The organism is Cytobacillus eiseniae (assembly GCF_017874625.1).
Taxonomy (GTDB): domain Bacteria; phylum Bacillota; class Bacilli; order Bacillales; family Cytobacillaceae; genus Cytobacillus; species Cytobacillus eiseniae.
This window is the reverse complement of record NZ_JAGIKZ010000013.1, coordinates 41,450-60,791: the sequence shown is the minus strand read 5'-3', so window position 1 is coordinate 60,791 and position 19,342 is coordinate 41,450. Positions and strand designations below refer to the sequence as shown.

Here is a 19,342-nt window from a genome sequence, read left to right as displayed (position 1 = left end):
TTGCTCCTTTATGTTTTTACAAAGATGCTTCAATTCCATATGTTTTTGCACGCTGTTCGCTATCTTTTCGTCTGTTTTTCCGGATACTTGCTCTTTGCTTGGCTGAATCGAACAAGCTTTTTTCTTCTTCTGTTTCTGGTATGACAGCCGGAACTGGTGTTGGCTTTCCGTTTTCATCGATTGCAACCATTGTTAAAAAAGACAGTGCACATATGTTTTTTTCACCAGATATTAAATCCTCGGCAATAACTTTCACAAAGATCTCCATCGAAGATCTTCCTGTAAAGGTAACAAATGCTTCTAAGCAAACAGCATTCCCTTGATGAATCGGGTGAAGGAAATCAACAGAATCAGTTGAGGCAGTAACGACACTCGTTCTCGCATGACGCATCGCAGAAATTCCAGCCACATCATCAATATAAGCCATAAGCTTTCCGCCAAATAATGTACCATAAGAATTCGTATCAGGTGGTAAAACAATACTTGTCTTTACGACAAAGGATTCTTTGCAAAACTTTGATTCTTTCATGGGAAACCTCCTTTAAAAAATATGGCCATTTTCTACAAGTTTGTTGTTTAAAAACAATTGTTAGAATGAATGGTTTACCATATAGGTCGGTTGATTGGAGCGGAAGGTGCGAGACTCCTGCGGGATGAGTTGGACAGGTGAGACCCCGCAGGAGCGTTAGCGACGAGGAGGCTCAGCGCCAACCCCGCGGAAAGGGAGCAACCTGTAGTGGAAATCAACCTTTACCAATTATGTGTTAAATAGCAACAATGTTTACTAAACAGCCAAAAGTAGTCTCATTTTATTAGTATACTCAATTTTGTTTCCCATTATTGTTTTGAAGTAAAAAACAGTATAATTTGTACTAAGTGAACGGTTATTCATTTATTAGCAGGAGAAAATCGAATAGAGATTGAATAAATAAAGAGAAATATAAGCTAATTATGTTAAGGGGGAAGTTGCATGTCAGTAAAAATGGAACTAAATGAATTAGTAGATAAGATGAATGCAAATCCAGAACATATCAAAAACGAGAAGGATCGTGTGTTTCAAGTAAATTTAGCTGAGAGTGGGTCCATCCAAATTATTTTGAAAGATGGCCGTGTTGAAGTGGCAGAAGGAACGCCATATGAATCTGAAGTAACTTTAATTCTTTCCGATAAAAACTTTTCAAAGCTGTTAAAGGATGATTTGAATACAACGATGGCTTTCATGACTGGCGGACTAAATGTAGAAGGGAAAATGGGCCTTGCCTTAAAGCTGCAGGAAATAGTGAAGCAGTACCAGTAAGATGGCAGTAGCTTATAGAATAAGAACAAAAATACCAGGCGCTTGCCTGGTTTCTTGCATTAGAGCACCAATACCATATGCTCTTCATCAAAATAATTATCTCCAATTTTTAATGCGCATTTATCTTTGCCAAACACTTCAAAGCCGAACGAAGAATAAAGCTTTTTTGCAGGCTCATTTGTTGATTCAACAGCTAAATAAATTTGTTCGATGCCAGCTTGTGATTTTGCATGATCAAGTGCTGCAGCAATCAATGCCTTTCCTACTCCTTTTCTGCGTGAGTCATCGGAAACATACATGGCAACAATTAATGCACGATGCTTTAATTTAAGCTTTGTTTCTTTTAGCAATGTGACTGAACCAATCAGTTTTTCCTTCTCAAATGCACCAAAAGTATAGGATTCATCCGAGGCAAATCGTTTTGCATATATGTCAGCAGGGTTTTCCTTTTCCTCTTCAAAGCTTGAAGCAAATGCTTCAGGGTGACTTTTTAAAGCTATTAATCTCATTTCTCGGTATTCCACTGCATCACTTGGCTTCAAACGTCTTATATCCATTCAAATCACCACCCATTCATAATTAACCTCTAGTTTACACGAAAATCACTTGTATACATATTAATTTTGCGTAATTATGGAAAGGATAGGCATACAAAGAATGGTCGTTCCTCGAGGTGGAAAAAGTAAATGAAAAAGCGGCGAATCGAGTTTATTATTGCCTTTATCCTCATAGTAACCTTATATCTTATTTTATTTAGTCACACTAGTTATGCAGCAAAGGCTGGATTTGTCCTCCTCTATTTATCTGCGCTTATGGTAAGTATATACTCATTGCTTCTAGAAAATCGCTCGCCACAGCATACGCTTTTATGGTTGCATGTGCTTGTTTTTTTTCCTGTTTTCGGTTATTTATTTTATTTATTTTCAGGTCAGCTTTATTTGAAGGGCAATCTTTTTAAAAATAAGCGCAAAAATGACAGAGAAGAATGGGGAAGATTAGTAAAGCAGGAATCTACTCCAGATTTATCGTTTTTGCAAGATAGTCAGAATGCTTTTGTTAAATATGCGGATCATGCTGCAGATACGCCGATAAGTACAGCTTCACGTGCATTCATCTTGAAAAATGGCAAAGAGACATTTTCAGAAATAAAGAAAATGATTGCATCAGCAAAAAAATTCATCCATTTAGAATATTATATTTTTCGTTCGGATCGCCTAGGAAAGGAAATTATTCGCCTTCTAATCGAAAAAGCGACAAATGGGGTAGAAGTGCTCTTTATTTTTGATGCAGCCGGCAGTCGGAAAATGGCCTTAGAGGATATTCAAGCAATGGAGGAGGCAGGCATTCGGGTCCAGGTATTTTCTCCATTGAGATACGGCTTTTTTAATCAAAAATTAAATTTTCGTAACCATCGTAAAATCATTATTATTGATGGGAAAATTGGCTTTGTTGGTGGGCTAAATGTTGGAGTTGAATACCTTGGAGAAAATGAGCGAATTGGCTTTTGGAGAGATACACATATGAGGCTTGAAGGTGAGGCGGTATATTCTCTTCATACCGTCTTTTTATTAGATTGGGAATATGTAAGTGGGGAAAAGGTATTTCAAAATTATCAAAAAGAGATGGTAGAAGTAGATAATGAAATCATTGATGGCGCGATTCAGATTGTTGCAAGTGGGCCAGATACTCAGCTTGGGTTAATGAGTGATTTTTACTTTGCAATGATTGCAAGTGCAACGAAATCGATCTGGATTGCTACTCCGTATTTTATTCCAGATGAAGCGATAAGAACAGCATTGAGAGTGGCAGCTGCAAAAGGTATCGAAGTAAAGATTATGGTGCCAGAAATTAATGATGGTTTTCTAACTCAATATGCAAGTAGATCGTATTTTCCAGAGCTTCTCCGCACAGGTGCAGAAATATATTCTTATAAAAAAGGGTTTCTTCATCAAAAAATCATTATAATCGATGGGATTCTCGCCTCAATTGGAACAGCAAATATGGACATGCGCAGCTTTCATCTTAATTTTGAAGTGAATGTCTTTTTATATGGCACGAGTTCAATCCGAGATCTTGTTGCTCATTATGAAGAAGATATGAAGGATAGTGAGAAGATCAGCCCTGTTCAGTATTACAAAAGGGGAATGTTAGAAAGATCAAAGGAATCCTTTGCCCGCCTATTTTCGGGTGTCTTGTAAACGGCAGCTCCATTTATAGATGGAGCTGTTTTAATTAGTAAAAAGAAGAATAAGATTGTATAATTTGAATAGTTAGAAAAGAAAATCAATAAGGAGGGGTTATATGCTAGCAAAATCAGTGATTGAGGATGTTCTAACAGCAGCATTAGCAACTGGGGGAGATTTCTCGGAACTCTTTTTAGAAGACCGCTATACAAATCATCTGGATCTGCAAGGTGGAAAAATTGAAAATAGTTTGTCTGGCAGAGATTTTGGCATTGGCATTCGTGTATTTAAAGGCTTGCAAAGTGTATACACTTACACAACGGACGGGACAAAAGAGGGCTTACTAAAGGCAGCAAGAAATGCAGCCCATGCGATTTCTGGAGAAATGACTATCCAGCCCGAGCCATTAAAAAAGGAAATTATCACTTGTGCCCACCCAATTACAATGAATCCAAGAGAAACAGAGAAAATCCGTAAAGTGAATGTGATGAAGAAGGCGTATGAGATTGCCAAAAACTATCATTCTAGCATTCAGCAGGCAATGGTTCGTTATTTAGATGAAGAGCAAAATGTCCTGATTGCTAATAGCGAAGGGAAATGGATTGAAGATCAAAGGGTGAGAAGCAGGTTGGTCATTCAATCGATCGCCTCTAATGGCAAGCAAATCCAGCCTGGATATTATGGTCCAGGTGCTCATAAGGGTTTTGAGTTTCTTGAGAATCTAAACATAGAGCATTATGCAAATGAAGCTTCAAGGATTGCGGTAACAATGCTTGGGGCAGACCCTTGTCCGAGTGGGAAGTTCCCGGTCATTATTGATAATGAATTCGGTGGCGTTATTTTTCATGAAGCATGCGGTCATGGACTTGAAGCAACAGCTGTTGCGAAAAACAATTCTGTTTTTGCTAATCGCATTGGTGAAAAGGTGGCTTCAGATGTTGTTACATACATTGATGACGGGACAATTGCGAATGAGTGGGGCTCGATTACAATCGATGATGAAGGGGAAAAGGCACGTAAAAATGTGTTAATTGAAAATGGCATCTTGAAAGGCTATTTAATTGATAAATTGAACGGACGCAGAATGGGCATGGAGTCGACAGGTTCAGGAAGAAGACAGTCGTACCGATTTGCACCGACCTCAAGAATGACGAATACGTACATTGCAGAAGGAAAGTCGACAAGAGAGGAGATTATTTCTAATACGGAGCATGGCATCTATGCAAAATATATGGGTGGAGGTTCCGTCAATCCAGCGACAGGGGATTATAACTTTGCAGTAATGGAGGCTTATCTTGTCAAGGATGGAAAAATAGGCAAACCGCTAAAAGGAGCAACCCTTGTTGGGAATGGTCCTGAAACGATCAAGCTTGTCGATATGGTAGGAAATAATTTAGCGCATGGTGCGGGCATGTGCGGCTCTTTAAGTGGAAGCATTCCTGTTAATGTCGGTCAGCCGATGATTCGTGTCAGTGAAATGACTGTGGGCGGAAGCAAGGAGGCGAATGTAGAATGAATATTCAACAATTCCAGGAAAAGCTATTTGAAATCGGTGAACAGCATGGCTTTACAGATATGGAGTTCTATTTTGAGCGCAAAGAAAAATTTAAATGTGGACTATTTAAGGGTGAAATTGATACTTATGAAACGTCTGAAATTGCTGGGGGTTCATTTCGTGGGCTATACGATGGGAAAATGGGGTATGCCTTTACAGAGAATTTAGATGAATCTTCCTTACTATATCTTGTTGAAAATGCGAAGGAAAATGCGCAATTTATTGAAGCTGAAATTCAGGAAGATATTTTCGAAGGCAGCAAGACGTATCAAGAAGGAAACTATTATTCTACTGAACTCGCAAAAGTAACTGTTCCTGAAAAAATAGAGCTCCTAAAAGAAATTGAAAAGCATATTTATGCTTATGATGATCGAGTAACAGGGACAAATTATTTTATTCTAGAAAGCGCAGAATCGACGAGATCCCTCATGAATACTAAAGGACTATCACTTGATGAGAGGCAGAATTATATTGGAATGTTTATTTCTGTTGTAGTGAAGCAAGGCGATGAAACAAAAACAGGGGCTTATGCGAAGGCAACCAAGGATTTTTCTGCCTTTGTCCCGAAGGAAATTGCCAAGTATGCAGTGGAGGAAGCACTTGCGAAGCTGAATGCACAGACAGCAGAAAGTAAGCATTATCCTGTATTATTGCGTAATGATGCAGCGGGAGATCTTTTTGAAACATTTTCAGAGATTTTTTCCGCTGAGAATGCCCAAATGGGAAGATCGCTGTTAAGTGGGAAGGAAGGAGAAATGATTGCTGCTTCATCCTTGCAATTGATTGATAACCCCTTTTTAGAAGAAGGGCTATTAAGTAGAAGCTTTGACAGTGAGGGTGTCGCTACAATGAAAAAGACAATTGTACAGGATGGCAAGCTTGTCACCCTTCTTCATAATCGAAAAACAGCTGGGAAAGCAGGTGTCGAGTCAACGGGCAATGCATATAAAGGATCCTATAAAGGCAGCTTAACGGTATCACCTACAAATTTATATGTGGAACCGTCAAATCAAAGCTTTGAAGAGCTTGTAGCGATGATGGATGAAGGCATTGTTATTACAGATTTAGCTGGCTTGCACTCAGGTGCAGACACGGTATCAGGTGACTTCTCACTAGCAGCTAACGGCTTTTTAGTGAAGGATGGAAAAATTCAAAAGACAGTGAAGCAAATGACAATTGCCGGAAACTTCTTTGAGTTATTAAAAAATATTAAAGCGACTGGTTCTGACCTAGAGTTTTCAATGTCTAATGTTGGTTCGCCATCGTTGTTGATTAAAGAATTGGCTGTGACTGTGGAATAGGTTGATAAAGGGCATATTACGATGAAGTGGTATGCCTTTAATTTGTTCCTAAGTATCATTTGTGTTTCAATGGATTAAGAAAATAAAGTGGGAGGTTCATTGTGGAAATTATTGCTTCCCTTCCTTATATGGTTGTGTCACGTTCGATTGAGTGGAATGAACAGCTTTTTATAGAAAGTGAAGAAAAGCTGCTTCTATTGGAGGATAAAATTATTTCCCATACAGATGATTTCACACTTGAAGAAATTTGGGATGTTTCCTACAGGGCGTCTAGCTCTGAATATGGCTTTTTTTATCTTCATACCGCTCGCGGCTTATTTTCCTATCGTGTCCATAAGATACCTGATCAATTTATACATAAGTATCGAGAAATTCAAAAAAACGGGTAAAAAGCATGATAACTTTTTACCCGTTTTTCTATTTAAATTGCCCCATTTTCACTAGTACATCATCCAATTTCGCATGATCTTCTGGTGATTCATCAATATGGTTCCAGAGCATCTTTCCTTTTGGAGAAAACAACCAGGTGCCGCCTTGTATGTAAACATCTTGAGTTTTCATGGATTTCATAACAAATTCCTTTTGCTTTTGATCAGTTGGGATGAATCCTTTTACTTTGCCTGTAATAAAGCCAAAACCAGCTTTTGCCAGCAGCTTCCATTTTGGCATCGTTTTATGCCCCATTCCTTTATACGCTTCTCTAGCTGGATCCCCCAGAATCGGGAAAGGAAACGGACCAAATTCGTGAAGGAACATTTTGATAAATGATCCTTTGGAAGGAGCAATCACAACAACCTGGAATCCCTTTTCAGTTATTTCATCGATTCGCTCACGCAACTGCGTAAGATAGTGCCTGCAAACAGGTCAACCGAGATGGCGGACAAAAACAACCATTGTGTATTGATGATTAATAACAGTTTGCAGTGAAACGTTCTTATCAGTCTCCTGTGTTTCTAAAAGAAAATTCAATGTGTATCCCACCTTTTATATGAGGTTTCTATATTATATCCAGAACGTTAAAAACAATAAAGAAATCAAACTCAGGCAATGCAAGGAACAAAAAAAGCAGGAGTTGATCTCCTGCTTAGTCCCTGCTTCCAAGAATTCCAAAAATACGTAAGATATTAATGAATAAATTGATGAAATCCAAATAAAGGTTAAGGGCCATTAAAGGCACCTCTTCAGCTGACACCCCATAATGCTTCATACGGTTAAAATCATATAGGACATATCCGCTGAATACAAGCACACCAATGAAAGAGAACGCAAGCATTCCAGTTGAGCTTAATGGCCAAAATAGGCTAAAGATTGAAATGGCGATTAATGCAAATAATGCAGCCATTAGCATCCCGCCTAAGAAGGATAAATCGCGCTTAGTCGTTGAAGCGTAAATGGCAAGTCCTGTAAATACTGTAGTTGTTGTAGCTAGTGCCAGTAATACTGGGTTTGGTCCAATTGTTGCTAAGTAATGTGAAACAATCGGATAAGTCGTTATTCCTGAGATAAATGTAAAGGCAAACAGGAATGAATAGGACATCGCTTTTTTACGGCGAAGAATGAATGCAAATACGAGCATTCCAATTTCAAGAATAATGAGCGGCAAGAACATAGCAGGTGGAATAAAAACACCTGTCATTGTACCTGCGAATGCAATCCCTAAAGAGATTGCAAATGTTCTAAGAACAGATGGCATATAGTGATTAGTCGTTTGTTGAGCATACATATTGTTTTTCCCCTTAAAAAGTTTTCTTATCTTTTATACGTTTGTCTTCTCATAAGGTTTCAAATATTATTGACCCTTTAATAAATCTCTTATTTCGGTTAATAGTTCTTCTTTTTTATCTACGACTGGTGCGGCAGGTGCTTCTTCCGTTTTCTTCTTAAATCGTTTATTAATTATTCTTATAAAAATAAAGATGGAGAAAGCGATAATAAGGAAGTCAACAACGGTTTGGATAAATAAACCATATTTAACCTTTGCTTCCCCAACTGTGATTGCTAACTCGCTAAAATCAACCCCACCAACAAGCAATCCAACTAACGGCATAATAATATCATCGACAAGGGAGGAGACAATTTTACCAAAGGCAGCTCCGATAATGACACCGACTGCAAGATCCAATACATTTCCTTTTAGTGCAAACTTTTTAAATTCATTCCACATATACTACACCTTTCTCGTATAAAATTATCGTTTATTATACTATGATAAGGATGTGAAAAACTAGTTAATAAAGGATTATTTTAGGTTCTGTTCTAAAAAAGGAAAAAATCGGCCTTACTTTATGAGAAGCAATAGTGACGAAAACAGCCTTATTTTATAATAAACGGAGGAAAAAGGAAGGGAGTGGGAGAAGATAAAAGGAAGAAATGAATTATTGGAGGTTGTGATGAGTAAAACGAACAAAAAGGCAAAGGACCCTCGATTTCTAATTGCTGAAAAGGAAGCATGGATTGGCGTAGGCCTTGTTCTATTTAATTTTATATGGTGGTTTGGATTTGCTTACGGTCCACTCGGTTCAGAATCAGTAGAAAACTATCAATATGTTTGGGGAATGCCTGCATGGTTTTTTTATAGTTGTGTCGTTGGCTTTGTCGTAATGGTTGTGCTTGTTATTATTATGGTTAAGCTGTTTTTTAAAGAGGTTTCCTTTGATGAGGAAGGAATAGAGGAAGAGGGTGAACTGAAATGAACTGGCAGGTCGTAACCCCTTTATTTCTTTTTTTAGTGATTATTTTTATTATAGGTCTTTGGGCTAGTAAAAAAATGAATGCATCTAATTCTTTTCTTCAAGAATATTTCCTAGGAGGAAGGGAACTTGGCGGCTTTATATTAGCAATGACGATGATGGCGACATACGGAAGTGCAAGCAGCTTTATTGGTGGACCTGGTGTGGCTTACACGAAGGGGCTAGGTTGGGTGCTGCTTGCAATGTCACAAGTAGTAACAGGCTATTTTGTGCTAATGATACTTGGGAAGAAATTTGCGATCATGGCTAGAAAATATCAAGCTGTGACATTGATTGACTTTTTAAAGGGAAGATATAAAAGTAAATGGGTCGTATTGCTATCCGCTTTTAGTATTATTGTTTTTCTATTTTCAGCTATGGCTGCTCAATGGGTAGGCGGGGCTAGATTAATTGAATCATTGACAGGCATGAGTTATCTTTCTTCATTATTTATTTTTGCCGTTTCAGTTATGTTTTATGTTGTTATTGGTGGATTTCGAGCGGTTGCATTAACAGATGCTGTGCAAGGAGCAATTATGTTTATCGGCACACTTATTCTGTTAATTGCGGTGATTATAGCTGGTGGGGGAATTCCAGCGATTATGGCTGATTTGGCTGCAGAAAACCCCAATTTAATTACTCCTTATGGCTATGAAAGAGAGCTCACTCCACTATATGTATCTTCGTTTTGGATTTTAGTCGGAGTTGGAGTTGTTGGTCTCCCACAAGTAACCATTCGTGCAATGTCTTATAAAAACTCAAAGGCGATGCATCGAGCCATTATTATAGGAACGATTGTTGTAGGCTTTATTATGCTAGGTATGCATTTAATTGGCGTATTTGCCCGTCCGATTTTGCCTGGGATTGAGGTAGGGGACACAGTCATGCCGCTAATCGCCTTAGAAGTATTGCCCCCGTGGCTTGCAGGTATTGTTTTAGCAGCTCCGATGGCAGCAATTATGTCGACAGTAGATTCTCTCTTGCTTTTAGTTAGTTCAGCCGTCGTAAAAGATGTCTATATTAATTACGTAAAGCCAGATGCGAGTGAAGGAATCATCAAAAAAATGAGCTTTGGAGTTACAACAATATTAGGGATTCTTGTCTTCATGATGGCCTTAAGTCCACCCGATTTGCTTATTTGGTTAAATTTGTTTTCCTTTGGCGGGTTAGAGGCCGCATTTATCTGGCCAGTTGTCCTTGGGCTTTATTGGCAGAGAGGAAATAAGTTTGGTGCAATTGCTTCAATGGTTGTTGGAATTAGCTCTTATATGATCATTCATCTATACTTTCCAGACCCATTTGGCATGCATACAGTTACCCTTCCAATTGTCCTATCATTTATCGCGTTTATTATAGTAAGCTTGATATCCAGTAGAAAACAGGTGGGGGATATGAGTTTTTCCTCTTAATGTAGATAAAGGAACGAGAATGCAAAATCAATTTGATTTTGCATTTTTTAAATCACTTTATAATTACAATGATAAAGCCTGAGGCTAAACAAGGCACTTCCGCTTTTCTAATCACTTTTGTAATATTAAGAGATTTGTAGAAATCTTTTTCTTTTGTTAAACTCTTAACAGAGTGATTCACATACTAGGGAGATTTCCAATGAAAAAATTCATTTATATCGCCTCATTATGCATGTTAACTGGCTTAACTGCTTGTGCGAATGAAATAGAAACGACGACTATTAAAATAGAAAATCAAAATATTAAAATAGATAAACAGTCACAAACTGAAAATTATTTGACAATTAGAACAGACGGAAAAGAAAAGATAGATTTGACATGGCTGAAAGAGAAAGCATTATATCAATTTGCGGCGATTGCCGATGAACAGGAGTACGTGATCTTTCTTTTCGCTCCTGATGAGCAAAATCGATTAAGCAATGAAAATAGCACGGATGGGAATAAAGGAGATCAATTATATACTGGCCATTATACAATGTTTCTTGCAGAAAAGGATGCACCATTCGCTTATAAACAAGAGGTGATGGAAGGGCTTGGGGAACTTACCTTTAATGCTTCGTCAACCCAGGTATATCCAATTAATATCGGCGGAGAAACAGTCTTAACGATGATCAATTCATCATCCAAGCCTTATTTTTATGGCATTGATAGTGGGGAAATAAAAAACATACCGATGAATGAGCAAATATTGCCAATCATCGGTAAGGAAATAAAAGCCATCAATCAAAAATTCATTCAGTCTGTTCATTTATATGGAGAGAAAGAGTGGATGTTTACAACGTGGAAATTTGATAAGGAATCAATGACTTTCATTAAGCATGATGAAACAGTGGTGAAAGGCAATGAGGGAGAAAACTGGTTTAATCTCTGGAATGAAAAGAAGGAATACTTTTTCCCCTTTCAAAATTTAGAACTTAGCAGTGATGTAATTGACAAAGCGAAGCAAGGGATCCCTTTAGGAAGTCCATATCCGATTGGAACGAATATTGCAAATATTAAAAAGTCAGATTCGAAATTTCTTGAAGAAGGCACAACCTATGTGATGTACCCTGATATTACGTATTATTTTGATGATGCGACAGGAATCGTTAATGCCGTATCAATTCCTGGAGAACGGATGAAAACAAATTTAGAGAATATAAAGAAATTATTTGGAGAACCAGCAGAAGAAGTAAATGGAAAAGATGGAAAGCGTGTTATTTATCAAGCAGATAAATATAGGGTTGAATTGATGATCAATCCAGATGAAAGTGTTGAAAGCATTTATTTAAGAAAAAAATAAAATCATGCGGAGAAATTCCGCATGATTCTTCTGCGTGAAAAATGTTTAGAACGCCCAATCTCCATTACGGAAAACAGGTTCAGAAGTGCCGTCAGCAGTAATGCCGTCAATATCCATTTCAGCTGAGCCAATCATGAAGTCTACATGTGTTAAGCTCTCGTTTAACCCATGTTCCTTCAGTTCATCGCTAGACATTTGCTTGCCGCCTTCTAGACAGAATGCATATGCACTGCCAATAGCCAGGTGATTTGAAGCATTCTCGTCAAATAAAGTATTGTAGAATAGAAGGTTTGACTGGGAGATTGGCGAGTTGAATGGAACAAGCGCCACTTCTCCTAGATAATGTGAACCTTCATCTGTTTCAACAAGCTGCTTAAGGATTTCTTCGCCTTCTTCTGCTTTTACATGAACAATGCGGCCATTTTCAAATGTGATTGTGAAGTTGTCAATGATGTTGCCCCCATAGCTTAAAGGCTTCGTGCTTGACACGGTTCCATTCACACCTGTTCTTAATGGAACAGTGAACACTTCTTCTGTCGGCATATTCGCCATAAATTCGTGGCCTTTTTCATTAATACTTCCCGCCCCACACCATAAATGCTTTTCAGGAAGTTCAATTGTTAAATCAGTACCAGGTGCTGTATAGTGAAGCTTTTTATATCTTTTGTTGTTTAAATAATCTACTTTTTCATGGAGTGTTTCATCATGCTTCTTCCATGCATCAACAGGATTTTCTACATCTGAACGTGTAGCTTTAAAAATGGCATCCCAAAGCATTTGTACTCTTGTTTCTTCTGGAGCATCAGGGAAAACCATGTCAGCCCATGCAGGAGAAGGGGCTGCAACAACTGTCCAGCTGACTTTATCGGCCATCATCATTTTTCGATAGTTCATCAGTGCTTTGCCAGCAGCTTTTTGGAAATTAGCAATACGCTCTGATTGGATGCCTTTAAATAAGTCAGGGCTTGCAGAAACAACAGACATGAATGCTGCGCCATCCTTAGCAAGCTCTTCTACTTCCTTTGCTCGCCATTCTGGGTATTCATTGAATGCCTCATCAGGTGCAAGCTCGTATTTTGTACGGGAAACAACATCATCGCTCCAGTTAACAATGACATTATGTGCCCCAACTTCGTAAGCATTTTTTACAACTAGACGGACAAATTCAGCTGAATCAAGTGTTGTGTTAATGACAAGTATTTGCCCTTTTTGAACATTTACCCCAACTTTTACCGCAAGCTCAGCGTATTTTTCTAAGTTTTTTTGAAATTCACTCATTATGTAGTCTCCTTTTTCAGAATCTTCCTTTACATTGTAGCGTTTTTGCTCTGAAAAAGAAACTTTGAATCATTTTTGGGGGCATAAAAAAAGAATCCTATGCGGATTCCTTTTTCAACTTTAGGCTGTTAGGCTTTTCAGTGATTGCAAACATGAGCCAGTATAAAAAGGCACTTAAGACAGCGAGTACAGCTAAAATAATGAATGTCCAGTCATATCCTATCCAGACGGTTAATGGAATGGATAGCGGTGCGATTGTTTTTCCAATTGTAAACCGAAGGCTAGCAGCTGCAAAGTATTGTCCACGCATATGGTTGGGGGCAATCTTCGAAACGAAGCTTTGCTGAATGCCTGTTACAATCAATTCACCGAGCGTAAAGATGGCCATCGCGAAGATTAATCCCCAAATCCAATTCGTTTGACCAATCATAAATATCGCTGCCGCATACATGAGGGAAGATAGAATAAACACATTTCTTTCCTTGTACTTCATCATTATTTTTGTTACGGCAACGGTAAACAAGGCAACAAGGAAACCATTTTCAGAAAGCAGAATACCAAAGGCTTGCTCTCCTTGAACAGTAAAGGACCAATCACCAAATTGAAATAACGTCTGGTTATGAACAAATTCCTTCATATAAACAGGAAGCAAAAGGTCGAGCTGCATAAAAGTTTGTGCAGCTAATACACCTGCGATAATAAAGAGCAAAAATGTTTTATCTCGAAAAATAACACCATAATCTTTCATTTGCCCAATTAAAACGGTATGCCACTTCTTATTTCCTTGAGAAATACCTGTCTGTACTGGCACGGTTTCACGCGTCATTTTTGCAAGTAGCCCAGATAACACCATGCAGATAATTCCAGCTATTAGTAATAAATAAAAGCGGTAATCTGCATAAAAAATCGCTCCTAAAATGGGCCCAACGACAACAGCTATATTAATAGATGTATAGAAAATAGCAAACACATGGCTGCGATCCTTTTCCTCCACGACATCAGCTACCATCGCCTGACTGGCAGGCCAATAAAGAGAACTAAATACACTTACAAGTGCGAAGCAAATAAACCCAATCCATGGAGAGTCAACCCAAGGAGAACTCGCTAAGGCAAAAACAAGATAACAGATCCCTTGACCAAAAGAGGCTAGAACCATCATCGTTTTCCGACCGAATCGATCAGCAAAATATCCGCCCATGAGGTTTGCTAAAACAGAAAATACCTGTGAAAAGACGAGCATCAGCCCTGCTTTATCCTTGCCAAACTCACCAGCGAAATAAATGGTTAAAAACGGAAAGAACATCCAAAAGGCAATATTTAAAGCGGATTCCCCAAACAATCGAACCTTTAAATTTGAATCCCAATCTCTAATTCTCATGCTGTTTCCTCAATTTTCTTTTTTTGAATAAAGTTATCATCCTACTGGAAGTAAGCGGAAACAAGGAAATCTTTACAAATTGAAAGAGTTTGTTTTTGCTAGTTTGTTCAATATAATAGTGCATGGCGAATAAAGCAGTGATCACGGCGAATAAAGCAGTGGGCATGTCGAATAAAGCAGTGAGCATGTCGAATAAAGCAGTGAGTATGGCAAATAAAACAGTGAGCACGGCGAATAAAACAGTGCATGGCGAATAAAACAGTGGGCATGGCGAATAAAACAGTGAGCATGGCGAATAAAACAGTGAACACGGCGAATAAAACAGTGAGCATGGCGAATAAACAGTGAGCACGGCGAATAAAACAGTGCATGGCGAATAAAACAGTGAGCATGGCGAATAAAACAGTGAGCACGGCGAATAAAGCAGTGAGCACGGCGAATAAAGCAGTGAGCATGGCGAATAAAACAGTGATCACGGCGAATAAAGCAGTGATCACGGCGAATAAACCAGTAAGCACTCCGAATAAATCTAGAAAATCCTCAAAAAATCCAGGGTATGCTATATTTAACATACGAAAAATAAGAAAAGGATGATTTAGTGATGGCAAAAAGCATAGTAATCGCAGAAAAGCCTTCAGTTGCACGTGATATTGCACGTGTGCTGAATTGTAATAAAAAAGGAAATGGATGTATTGAAGGGGATAAATATATCGTTACGTGGGCGCTTGGACATCTAGTTACACTTGCTGACCCGGAAAGTTACGATGTGAAATATAAACAATGGAATTTAGAAGATTTGCCAATGCTGCCTGAACGTTTGAAATTAACGGTGATCAAGCAAACGGGCAAACAGTTTCAAGCAGTTAAAACTCAGCTGATGAGAAAGGATGTAAATGAAATAATCGTAGCGACAGATGCTGGGAGAGAAGGTGAACTAGTTGCTCGCTGGATTATTGACAAAGTAAAAGTAAATAAACCGATGAAGCGTTTATGGATCTCTTCTGTTACCGATAAAGCGATTAAAGCAGGCTTTGCTAATTTAAAGCCAGGCAAAGCATATGACAATTTATATGCATCGGCTGTTGCACGCTCAGAAGCGGATTGGTATATCGGCTTAAACGCTACTCGTGCATTAACGACAAGATTCAATGCCCAGTTAAACTGTGGCCGTGTACAAACACCTACTGTTGCAATGATTGCTGCACGTGAGGATGAAATTAGAAACTTCAAAGCACAAACTTATTATGGCATTGAGGCGCAGACAGCTGATAAATTAAAGCTCACTTGGCAAGATGCAAAAGGGAATAGCAGAAGCTTTGATAAAGAAAAAATGGATTCGATTGTTAAAAAGCTAGGCAACAAAAATGCGATTGTGACGGAAATGGAGAAAAAGCCGAAGAAGTCTTATGCACCGGGTCTTTATGACTTAACAGAATTGCAGCGTGATGCGAATAAAATTTTCGGTTATTCCGCAAAGGAAACATTAAACATCATGCAAAAGCTGTATGAGCAGCATAAAGTGTTAACGTATCCACGAACAGATTCACGTTATATTTCTGCTGACATTGTTGGAACACTTTCTGAACGCTTGAAAGCATGTGGTGTTGGAGAATATCGTCCGTTAGCGAATAAAATTGCTAACAAACCAATAAAAGCATCAAAAGCCTTTGTTGACGATAGCAAAGTATCCGATCACCATGCAATCATTCCAACAGAAAGCTATGTAAACATCTCAGCCTTCACAGATAAAGAACGAAAAATTTATGACTTAGTTGTTAAACGATTTTTAGCTGTATTGTTCCCAGCCTTTGAGTACGAACAATTAACCCTCCGTGCAAAAATCGGTGAAGAGTATTTCGCTGCTCGAGGAAAAACGATCATATCGCTCGGCTGGAAGGAAGTATATGAAAATCGTTTTGAAGAGGACGAGGCAACGGATGAATTGAAAGAACAGATCCTGCCCCGCATTGAAAAAGGGGATACACTAACGGTTAAACTGATTGCACAAACATCAGGTCAAACGAAGCCGCCTGCACGCTTTAATGAGGCAACATTGCTTTCAGCAATGGAAAATCCAACGAAGTATATGGAAACAAAGGATAAAAAATTAGCTGACACTTTAAAATCAACGGGTGGATTAGGCACTGTTGCTACAAGAGCAGATATTATTGATAAGCTTTTCAATTCATTCCTCATTGAAAAACGAGGCAAAGATATTCATATTACTTCTAAAGGCAAGCAATTATTAGATTTAGTGCCTGAGGAGTTAAGATCACCAAGTCTAACTGCTGAATGGGAACAGAAGCTTGAAGCGATCGCAGCGGGCAAGCTAAAAAAGGAAGTCTTTATTGGTGAGATGAAAAGATATACGAAAGAAATTGTTTCTGAGATTAAAGCGAGTAATAAAAAATATAAGCATGACAACATTTCAACAAAGAGCTGCCCAGATTGTGGGAAACCAATGCTTGAAGTGAACGGCAAAAAAGGGAAAATGCTCGTGTGCCAGGATCGGGAGTGCGGCCATCGTAAAAATGTTGCACGTGTGACGAATGCGCGCTGTCCTCAATGTAAGAAGAAGCTTGAACTCCGTGGAGAAGGAGACGGTCAAATTTTCGTATGTACATGTGGACATCGCGAAAAACTGTCTGCTTTTGAAGCACGTCGTAAAAAAGAATCAAAGGGAAAAGTGGATAAACGTACAGTCCAAAAATATTTAAAAGAGCAAAACAAACAAGAAGAACCAATCAATAATGCATTAGCAGAAGCGTTGAAGGGATTAAAATTTGATTGAAAAAGGGATTAGAGGTATGTCTTAAACGCTTTACCTCGCTAATAATTTAATTATCTATCTTGTTAAAATTTTACATTTCATCATTGACAACTAATCTGTTTTAAACGTAAAATTAATTATATTCGGAAAATTTCTGATTGGAATGATTGCTATGACTGCTCAATTGATAGCTCGTTCATACAAAAAGGCTGTACTTCAAACGCTTGTTTGAAGTACAGCCTTTTCTTTATCTCACTAATGGAATGAGGAGGAAGGAAATGGTTATTTTATCTGGAAACACACTCACTTTAGAGGACATACGAAAGGTATTATTCGATAATGAAGAGGTTACTGCATCTGAGGAAAGCCTAGCTAAAGTTAGAAAGAGTCATGATGCTGTAAAGAGAATCGTAAATGAAGAGAGAATTGTTTATGGAATTAATACAGGATTTGGCAAGTTCAGTGATGTCCTTATTCAAGCGGATGATGTGAATGATCTACAGCTTAATCTGATTCGATCCCATGCTTGTGGTGTGGGCGAGCCTTTTCCTGAGTTTGTTTCACGTGCAATGGTTCTTTTACGAGCAAATGCGCTGCTGAAAGGTTTTTCAGGTGCGCGACCAGTCATTATTGAGCGCCTACTTGATTTAGTTAATAAAAAAATTCATCCAGTCATTCCACAGCAAGGCTCATTAGGTGCCAGTGGGGATTTGGCGCCGCTTTCTCATCTTGCACTCGTATTAGTAGGTGAGGGAGAAGTATTTTACAACGGTGAAAGAAAGCCTTCACATGAAGTTCTTTTAGAAGAAGGATTGACACCGCTCACATTAGAAGCAAAAGAAGGACTGGCCTTAATTAATGGGACCCAAGCGATGACTGCAATGGGAGTAGTCGCCTATCTCGAAGCAGAGAAGCTTGCCTATCAAAGTGAGCTCATTGCAGCAGTCACAATGGAAGGCTTGAATGGCATTATTGATGCTTTTGATGAGAAGATCCATTTGGCAAGGGGTTACAAGCAGCAGGTTGATACGGCAAGAAGAATTCGTGAATATTTATCAGGCAGTGCTTTAATTACAAAGCAAGGAGAGATCCGTGTTCAGGATGCTTACTCTATTCGCTGTATTCCGCAAGTACACGGGGCTTCTTGGCAAGCACTTGACTATGTAAAAGAAAAGCTAGAAATCGAAATGAATGCAGCAACTGATAACCCGCTCATTTTTGATGATGGTGATCATGTAATATCTGGCGGAAATTTCCATGGACAGCCGATTGCCCTAGCAATGGATTTTATGAAAATTGCGGTTGCAGAGCTTGCTAACATTTCCGAGCGAAGAATTGAACGTCTTGTTAATCCACAGTTAAGTGACTTGCCGCCATTTTTAAGTCCAGAACCGGGTCTTCAATCAGGTGCAATGATTCTTCAGTATGCAGCGGCATCGCTTGTGTCAGAAAACAAAACATTGGCACATCCAGCAAGTGTAGATTCGATTCCTTCCTCCGCGAACCAAGAGGATCATGTGAGTATGGGAACAATCGGTTCAAGACATGCGTATCAAATCATTCAAAATGTGAATCATGTCCTTGCGATTGAGCTGATTTGTGCGCTTCAGGCGGTAGAATATAGAGGCATTGAAAAAATGGCTGATAAAACAAAGCATTTTTATGAAGAGGCAAGAAAAATTATTCCTTCGATTAAAAAGGACCGTATTTTTTCTACAGACATTGCGGCTTGTTCTACTTGGCTTAAAGGCTTTGAAATCACTTCTCTATAAATCAGAAGAGGGTGTCCGAAAGGTTGTATTTCGCCTTTTGGACACCTCTTTACAAACGATTACTTTCTAGGAGTTTCACTTACCGTATATCACTTAATGGAATACGATATTCATCTAGTTTCCTCTTCCTCGACACGGTTTTTAAAAGCTTCTTGAACAACAAGAAATTCCTCATCTTCCTGAGCTTCAGTTGATGCACGCATATTCACTTTCGCATTTTCAGGGAACTCCCCTGGATGATTTTTCTTTTTGTGATTGAAATGTTCTCCACGAGCCATTTGAACCCTCCTTTTCTTTTCCTTCAACTATTTTCCCCCATTTGTAAAAA

General features: G+C 38.6%; 19 protein-coding genes and 1 pseudogene. 12 read left to right on the top strand and 8 right to left on the bottom strand.

Going from position 1 to position 19,342, the window contains the following annotated elements; genetic code table 11:
- Positions 1-16: 16 nt before the first annotated feature.
- Positions 17-529 carry an acyl-CoA thioesterase gene (locus tag J2Z40_RS12135; RefSeq protein ID WP_066391570.1) on the bottom strand — a complete coding sequence of 171 codons (513 nt, stop codon included), beginning with the start codon at positions 527-529 and terminating at the stop codon, positions 17-19.
- A 441-nt stretch (positions 530-970) separates the two neighbouring features.
- On the opposite strand from J2Z40_RS12135, the gene J2Z40_RS12130 reads away from it, so the two are divergent.
- On the top strand, positions 971-1,297 hold the full coding sequence (locus tag J2Z40_RS12130) for an SCP2 sterol-binding domain-containing protein (protein ID WP_066391572.1): 327 nt from the start codon (positions 971-973) through the stop codon (positions 1,295-1,297).
- 59 nt (positions 1,298-1,356) lie between these two features.
- Here J2Z40_RS12130 and J2Z40_RS12125 read toward each other — a convergent pair whose 3' ends face one another.
- Entirely contained in the window at positions 1,357-1,854 is a 498-nt protein-coding gene (locus J2Z40_RS12125) for a GNAT family N-acetyltransferase (RefSeq protein WP_066391573.1), read from the bottom strand.
- Between the two features lie 129 nt (positions 1,855-1,983).
- On the opposite strand from J2Z40_RS12125, the gene cls reads away from it, so the two are divergent.
- From cls to J2Z40_RS12105, 4 genes are all read left to right on the top strand, one after another.
- The gene (gene cls / locus J2Z40_RS12120) at positions 1,984-3,495 is read left to right on the top strand and encodes a cardiolipin synthase (RefSeq protein WP_066391576.1); all 1,512 of its coding nucleotides are present in this window, start codon (positions 1,984-1,986) and stop codon (positions 3,493-3,495) included.
- A 103-nt stretch (positions 3,496-3,598) separates the two neighbouring features.
- Positions 3,599-4,996: a TldD/PmbA family protein gene (locus J2Z40_RS12115; RefSeq protein WP_066391578.1), complete on the top strand. Its 1,398-nt coding sequence runs from the start codon at positions 3,599-3,601 to the stop codon at positions 4,994-4,996.
- Positions 4,993-6,336 (top strand): TldD/PmbA family protein, encoded by a 1,344-nt coding sequence (locus J2Z40_RS12110; RefSeq protein WP_066391580.1) that lies wholly within the window; start codon positions 4,993-4,995, stop codon positions 6,334-6,336. The genes J2Z40_RS12115 and J2Z40_RS12110 overlap by 4 nt, the downstream gene beginning before the upstream one ends.
- A gap of 101 nt (positions 6,337-6,437) precedes the next feature.
- Entirely contained in the window at positions 6,438-6,725 is a 288-nt protein-coding gene (locus J2Z40_RS12105; protein WP_066391582.1) for a hypothetical protein, read from the top strand.
- A gap of 28 nt (positions 6,726-6,753) precedes the next feature.
- Here the strand turns inward: J2Z40_RS12105 and J2Z40_RS12100 are convergent.
- The 3 genes and pseudogenes from J2Z40_RS12100 to mscL form a co-directional block, all read right to left on the bottom strand.
- Positions 6,754-7,188, bottom strand: a pseudogene (locus J2Z40_RS12100) (peroxiredoxin-like family protein); the annotation flags it as partial.
- Between the two features lie 232 nt (positions 7,189-7,420).
- Positions 7,421-8,059 carry a Bax inhibitor-1/YccA family protein gene (locus J2Z40_RS12095; protein ID WP_066391591.1) on the bottom strand — a complete coding sequence of 213 codons (639 nt, stop codon included), beginning with the start codon at positions 8,057-8,059 and terminating at the stop codon, positions 7,421-7,423.
- A 66-nt stretch (positions 8,060-8,125) separates the two neighbouring features.
- Positions 8,126-8,500: a large conductance mechanosensitive channel protein MscL gene (gene mscL, locus J2Z40_RS12090; RefSeq protein ID WP_066391593.1), complete on the bottom strand. Its 375-nt coding sequence runs from the start codon at positions 8,498-8,500 to the stop codon at positions 8,126-8,128.
- 226 nt (positions 8,501-8,726) lie between these two features.
- Here mscL and J2Z40_RS12085 point away from each other — a divergent pair, with 226 nt between their 5' ends.
- The 3 genes from J2Z40_RS12085 to J2Z40_RS12075 all read left to right on the top strand — a co-directional run bounded on the left by J2Z40_RS12085 (position 8,727) and on the right by J2Z40_RS12075 (position 11,816).
- Positions 8,727-9,029: a DUF997 family protein gene (locus J2Z40_RS12085; RefSeq protein WP_066391596.1), complete on the top strand. Its 303-nt coding sequence runs from the start codon at positions 8,727-8,729 to the stop codon at positions 9,027-9,029.
- Complete coding sequence (panF, locus tag J2Z40_RS12080) at positions 9,026-10,474, top strand: sodium/pantothenate symporter (RefSeq protein ID WP_066391598.1); 1,449 nt, start codon at positions 9,026-9,028, stop codon at positions 10,472-10,474. Before J2Z40_RS12085 ends, panF begins: the two co-directional genes overlap by 4 nt.
- 199 nt (positions 10,475-10,673) lie before the next feature.
- The gene (locus tag J2Z40_RS12075) at positions 10,674-11,816 is read left to right on the top strand and encodes a DUF4309 domain-containing protein (protein ID WP_066391600.1); all 1,143 of its coding nucleotides are present in this window, start codon (positions 10,674-10,676) and stop codon (positions 11,814-11,816) included.
- A gap of 45 nt (positions 11,817-11,861) precedes the next feature.
- Here the strand turns inward: J2Z40_RS12075 and J2Z40_RS12070 are convergent, their stop codons facing one another.
- The gene (locus J2Z40_RS12070; protein WP_066391602.1) at positions 11,862-13,094 is read right to left on the bottom strand and encodes an aminopeptidase; all 1,233 of its coding nucleotides are present in this window, start codon (positions 13,092-13,094) and stop codon (positions 11,862-11,864) included.
- A 97-nt stretch (positions 13,095-13,191) separates the two neighbouring features.
- Entirely contained in the window at positions 13,192-14,472 is a 1,281-nt protein-coding gene (locus J2Z40_RS12065; protein ID WP_066391603.1) for an MDR family MFS transporter, read from the bottom strand.
- A gap of 122 nt (positions 14,473-14,594) precedes the next feature.
- Between J2Z40_RS12065 and J2Z40_RS20010 the strand changes: the two genes are divergently transcribed.
- The 4 genes from J2Z40_RS20010 (at position 14,595) to hutH (ending at position 19,014) form a co-directional block, all read left to right on the top strand.
- A complete protein-coding gene (locus J2Z40_RS20010; protein ID WP_281064476.1) occupies positions 14,595-14,729 on the top strand; it encodes a hypothetical protein in 135 nt (44 codons plus the stop codon).
- 112 nt (positions 14,730-14,841) lie between these two features.
- Positions 14,842-15,066: a hypothetical protein gene (locus tag J2Z40_RS12060; RefSeq protein ID WP_066391604.1), complete on the top strand. Its 225-nt coding sequence runs from the start codon at positions 14,842-14,844 to the stop codon at positions 15,064-15,066.
- Between the two features lie 7 nt (positions 15,067-15,073).
- A complete protein-coding gene (locus J2Z40_RS12055; protein WP_066391605.1) occupies positions 15,074-17,263 on the top strand; it encodes a DNA topoisomerase III in 2,190 nt (729 codons plus the stop codon).
- A 257-nt stretch (positions 17,264-17,520) separates the two neighbouring features.
- Positions 17,521-19,014 carry a histidine ammonia-lyase gene (gene hutH, locus J2Z40_RS12050; RefSeq protein ID WP_066391608.1) on the top strand — a complete coding sequence of 498 codons (1,494 nt, stop codon included), beginning with the start codon at positions 17,521-17,523 and terminating at the stop codon, positions 19,012-19,014.
- 110 nt (positions 19,015-19,124) lie between these two features.
- Here the strand turns inward: hutH and J2Z40_RS12045 are convergent, their stop codons facing one another.
- Positions 19,125-19,292 (bottom strand): hypothetical protein, encoded by a 168-nt coding sequence (locus J2Z40_RS12045; protein ID WP_162840468.1) that lies wholly within the window; start codon positions 19,290-19,292, stop codon positions 19,125-19,127.
- Between the last annotated feature and the right edge of the window lie 50 nt (positions 19,293-19,342).

Excerpts from the sequence above, each read along its gene's own strand:
- J2Z40_RS12045 (WP_162840468.1), bottom strand. The coding sequence starts at position 19,292 with ATGGCTCGTGGAGAACATTTCAATCACAAAAAGAAAAATCATCCAGGG.
- J2Z40_RS12130 (WP_066391572.1), top strand. The coding sequence starts at position 971 with ATGTCAGTAAAAATGGAACTAAATGAATTAGTAGATAAGATGAATGCA.
- J2Z40_RS12070 (WP_066391602.1), bottom strand. The coding sequence starts at position 13,094 with ATGAGTGAATTTCAAAAAAACTTAGAAAAATACGCTGAGCTTGCGGTA.
- J2Z40_RS12055 (WP_066391605.1), top strand. The coding sequence starts at position 15,074 with ATGGCAAAAAGCATAGTAATCGCAGAAAAGCCTTCAGTTGCACGTGAT.
- hutH (WP_066391608.1), top strand. The coding sequence starts at position 17,521 with ATGGTTATTTTATCTGGAAACACACTCACTTTAGAGGACATACGAAAG.
- J2Z40_RS12075 (WP_066391600.1), top strand. The coding sequence starts at position 10,674 with ATGAAAAAATTCATTTATATCGCCTCATTATGCATGTTAACTGGCTTA.
- J2Z40_RS12135 (WP_066391570.1), bottom strand. The coding sequence starts at position 529 with ATGAAAGAATCAAAGTTTTGCAAAGAATCCTTTGTCGTAAAGACAAGT.
- J2Z40_RS20010 (WP_281064476.1), top strand. The coding sequence starts at position 14,595 with ATGGCGAATAAAGCAGTGATCACGGCGAATAAAGCAGTGGGCATGTCG.
- J2Z40_RS12095 (WP_066391591.1), bottom strand. The coding sequence starts at position 8,059 with ATGTATGCTCAACAAACGACTAATCACTATATGCCATCTGTTCTTAGA.
- J2Z40_RS12115 (WP_066391578.1), top strand. The coding sequence starts at position 3,599 with ATGCTAGCAAAATCAGTGATTGAGGATGTTCTAACAGCAGCATTAGCA.
- mscL (WP_066391593.1), bottom strand. The coding sequence starts at position 8,500 with ATGTGGAATGAATTTAAAAAGTTTGCACTAAAAGGAAATGTATTGGAT.
- J2Z40_RS12065 (WP_066391603.1), bottom strand. The coding sequence starts at position 14,472 with ATGAGAATTAGAGATTGGGATTCAAATTTAAAGGTTCGATTGTTTGGG.
- J2Z40_RS12125 (WP_066391573.1), bottom strand. The coding sequence starts at position 1,854 with ATGGATATAAGACGTTTGAAGCCAAGTGATGCAGTGGAATACCGAGAA.
- J2Z40_RS12060 (WP_066391604.1), top strand. The coding sequence starts at position 14,842 with ATGGCGAATAAAACAGTGAGCATGGCGAATAAAACAGTGAGCACGGCG.
- J2Z40_RS12110 (WP_066391580.1), top strand. The coding sequence starts at position 4,993 with ATGAATATTCAACAATTCCAGGAAAAGCTATTTGAAATCGGTGAACAG.
- panF (WP_066391598.1), top strand. The coding sequence starts at position 9,026 with ATGAACTGGCAGGTCGTAACCCCTTTATTTCTTTTTTTAGTGATTATT.
- J2Z40_RS12085 (WP_066391596.1), top strand. The coding sequence starts at position 8,727 with ATGAGTAAAACGAACAAAAAGGCAAAGGACCCTCGATTTCTAATTGCT.
- cls (WP_066391576.1), top strand. The coding sequence starts at position 1,984 with ATGAAAAAGCGGCGAATCGAGTTTATTATTGCCTTTATCCTCATAGTA.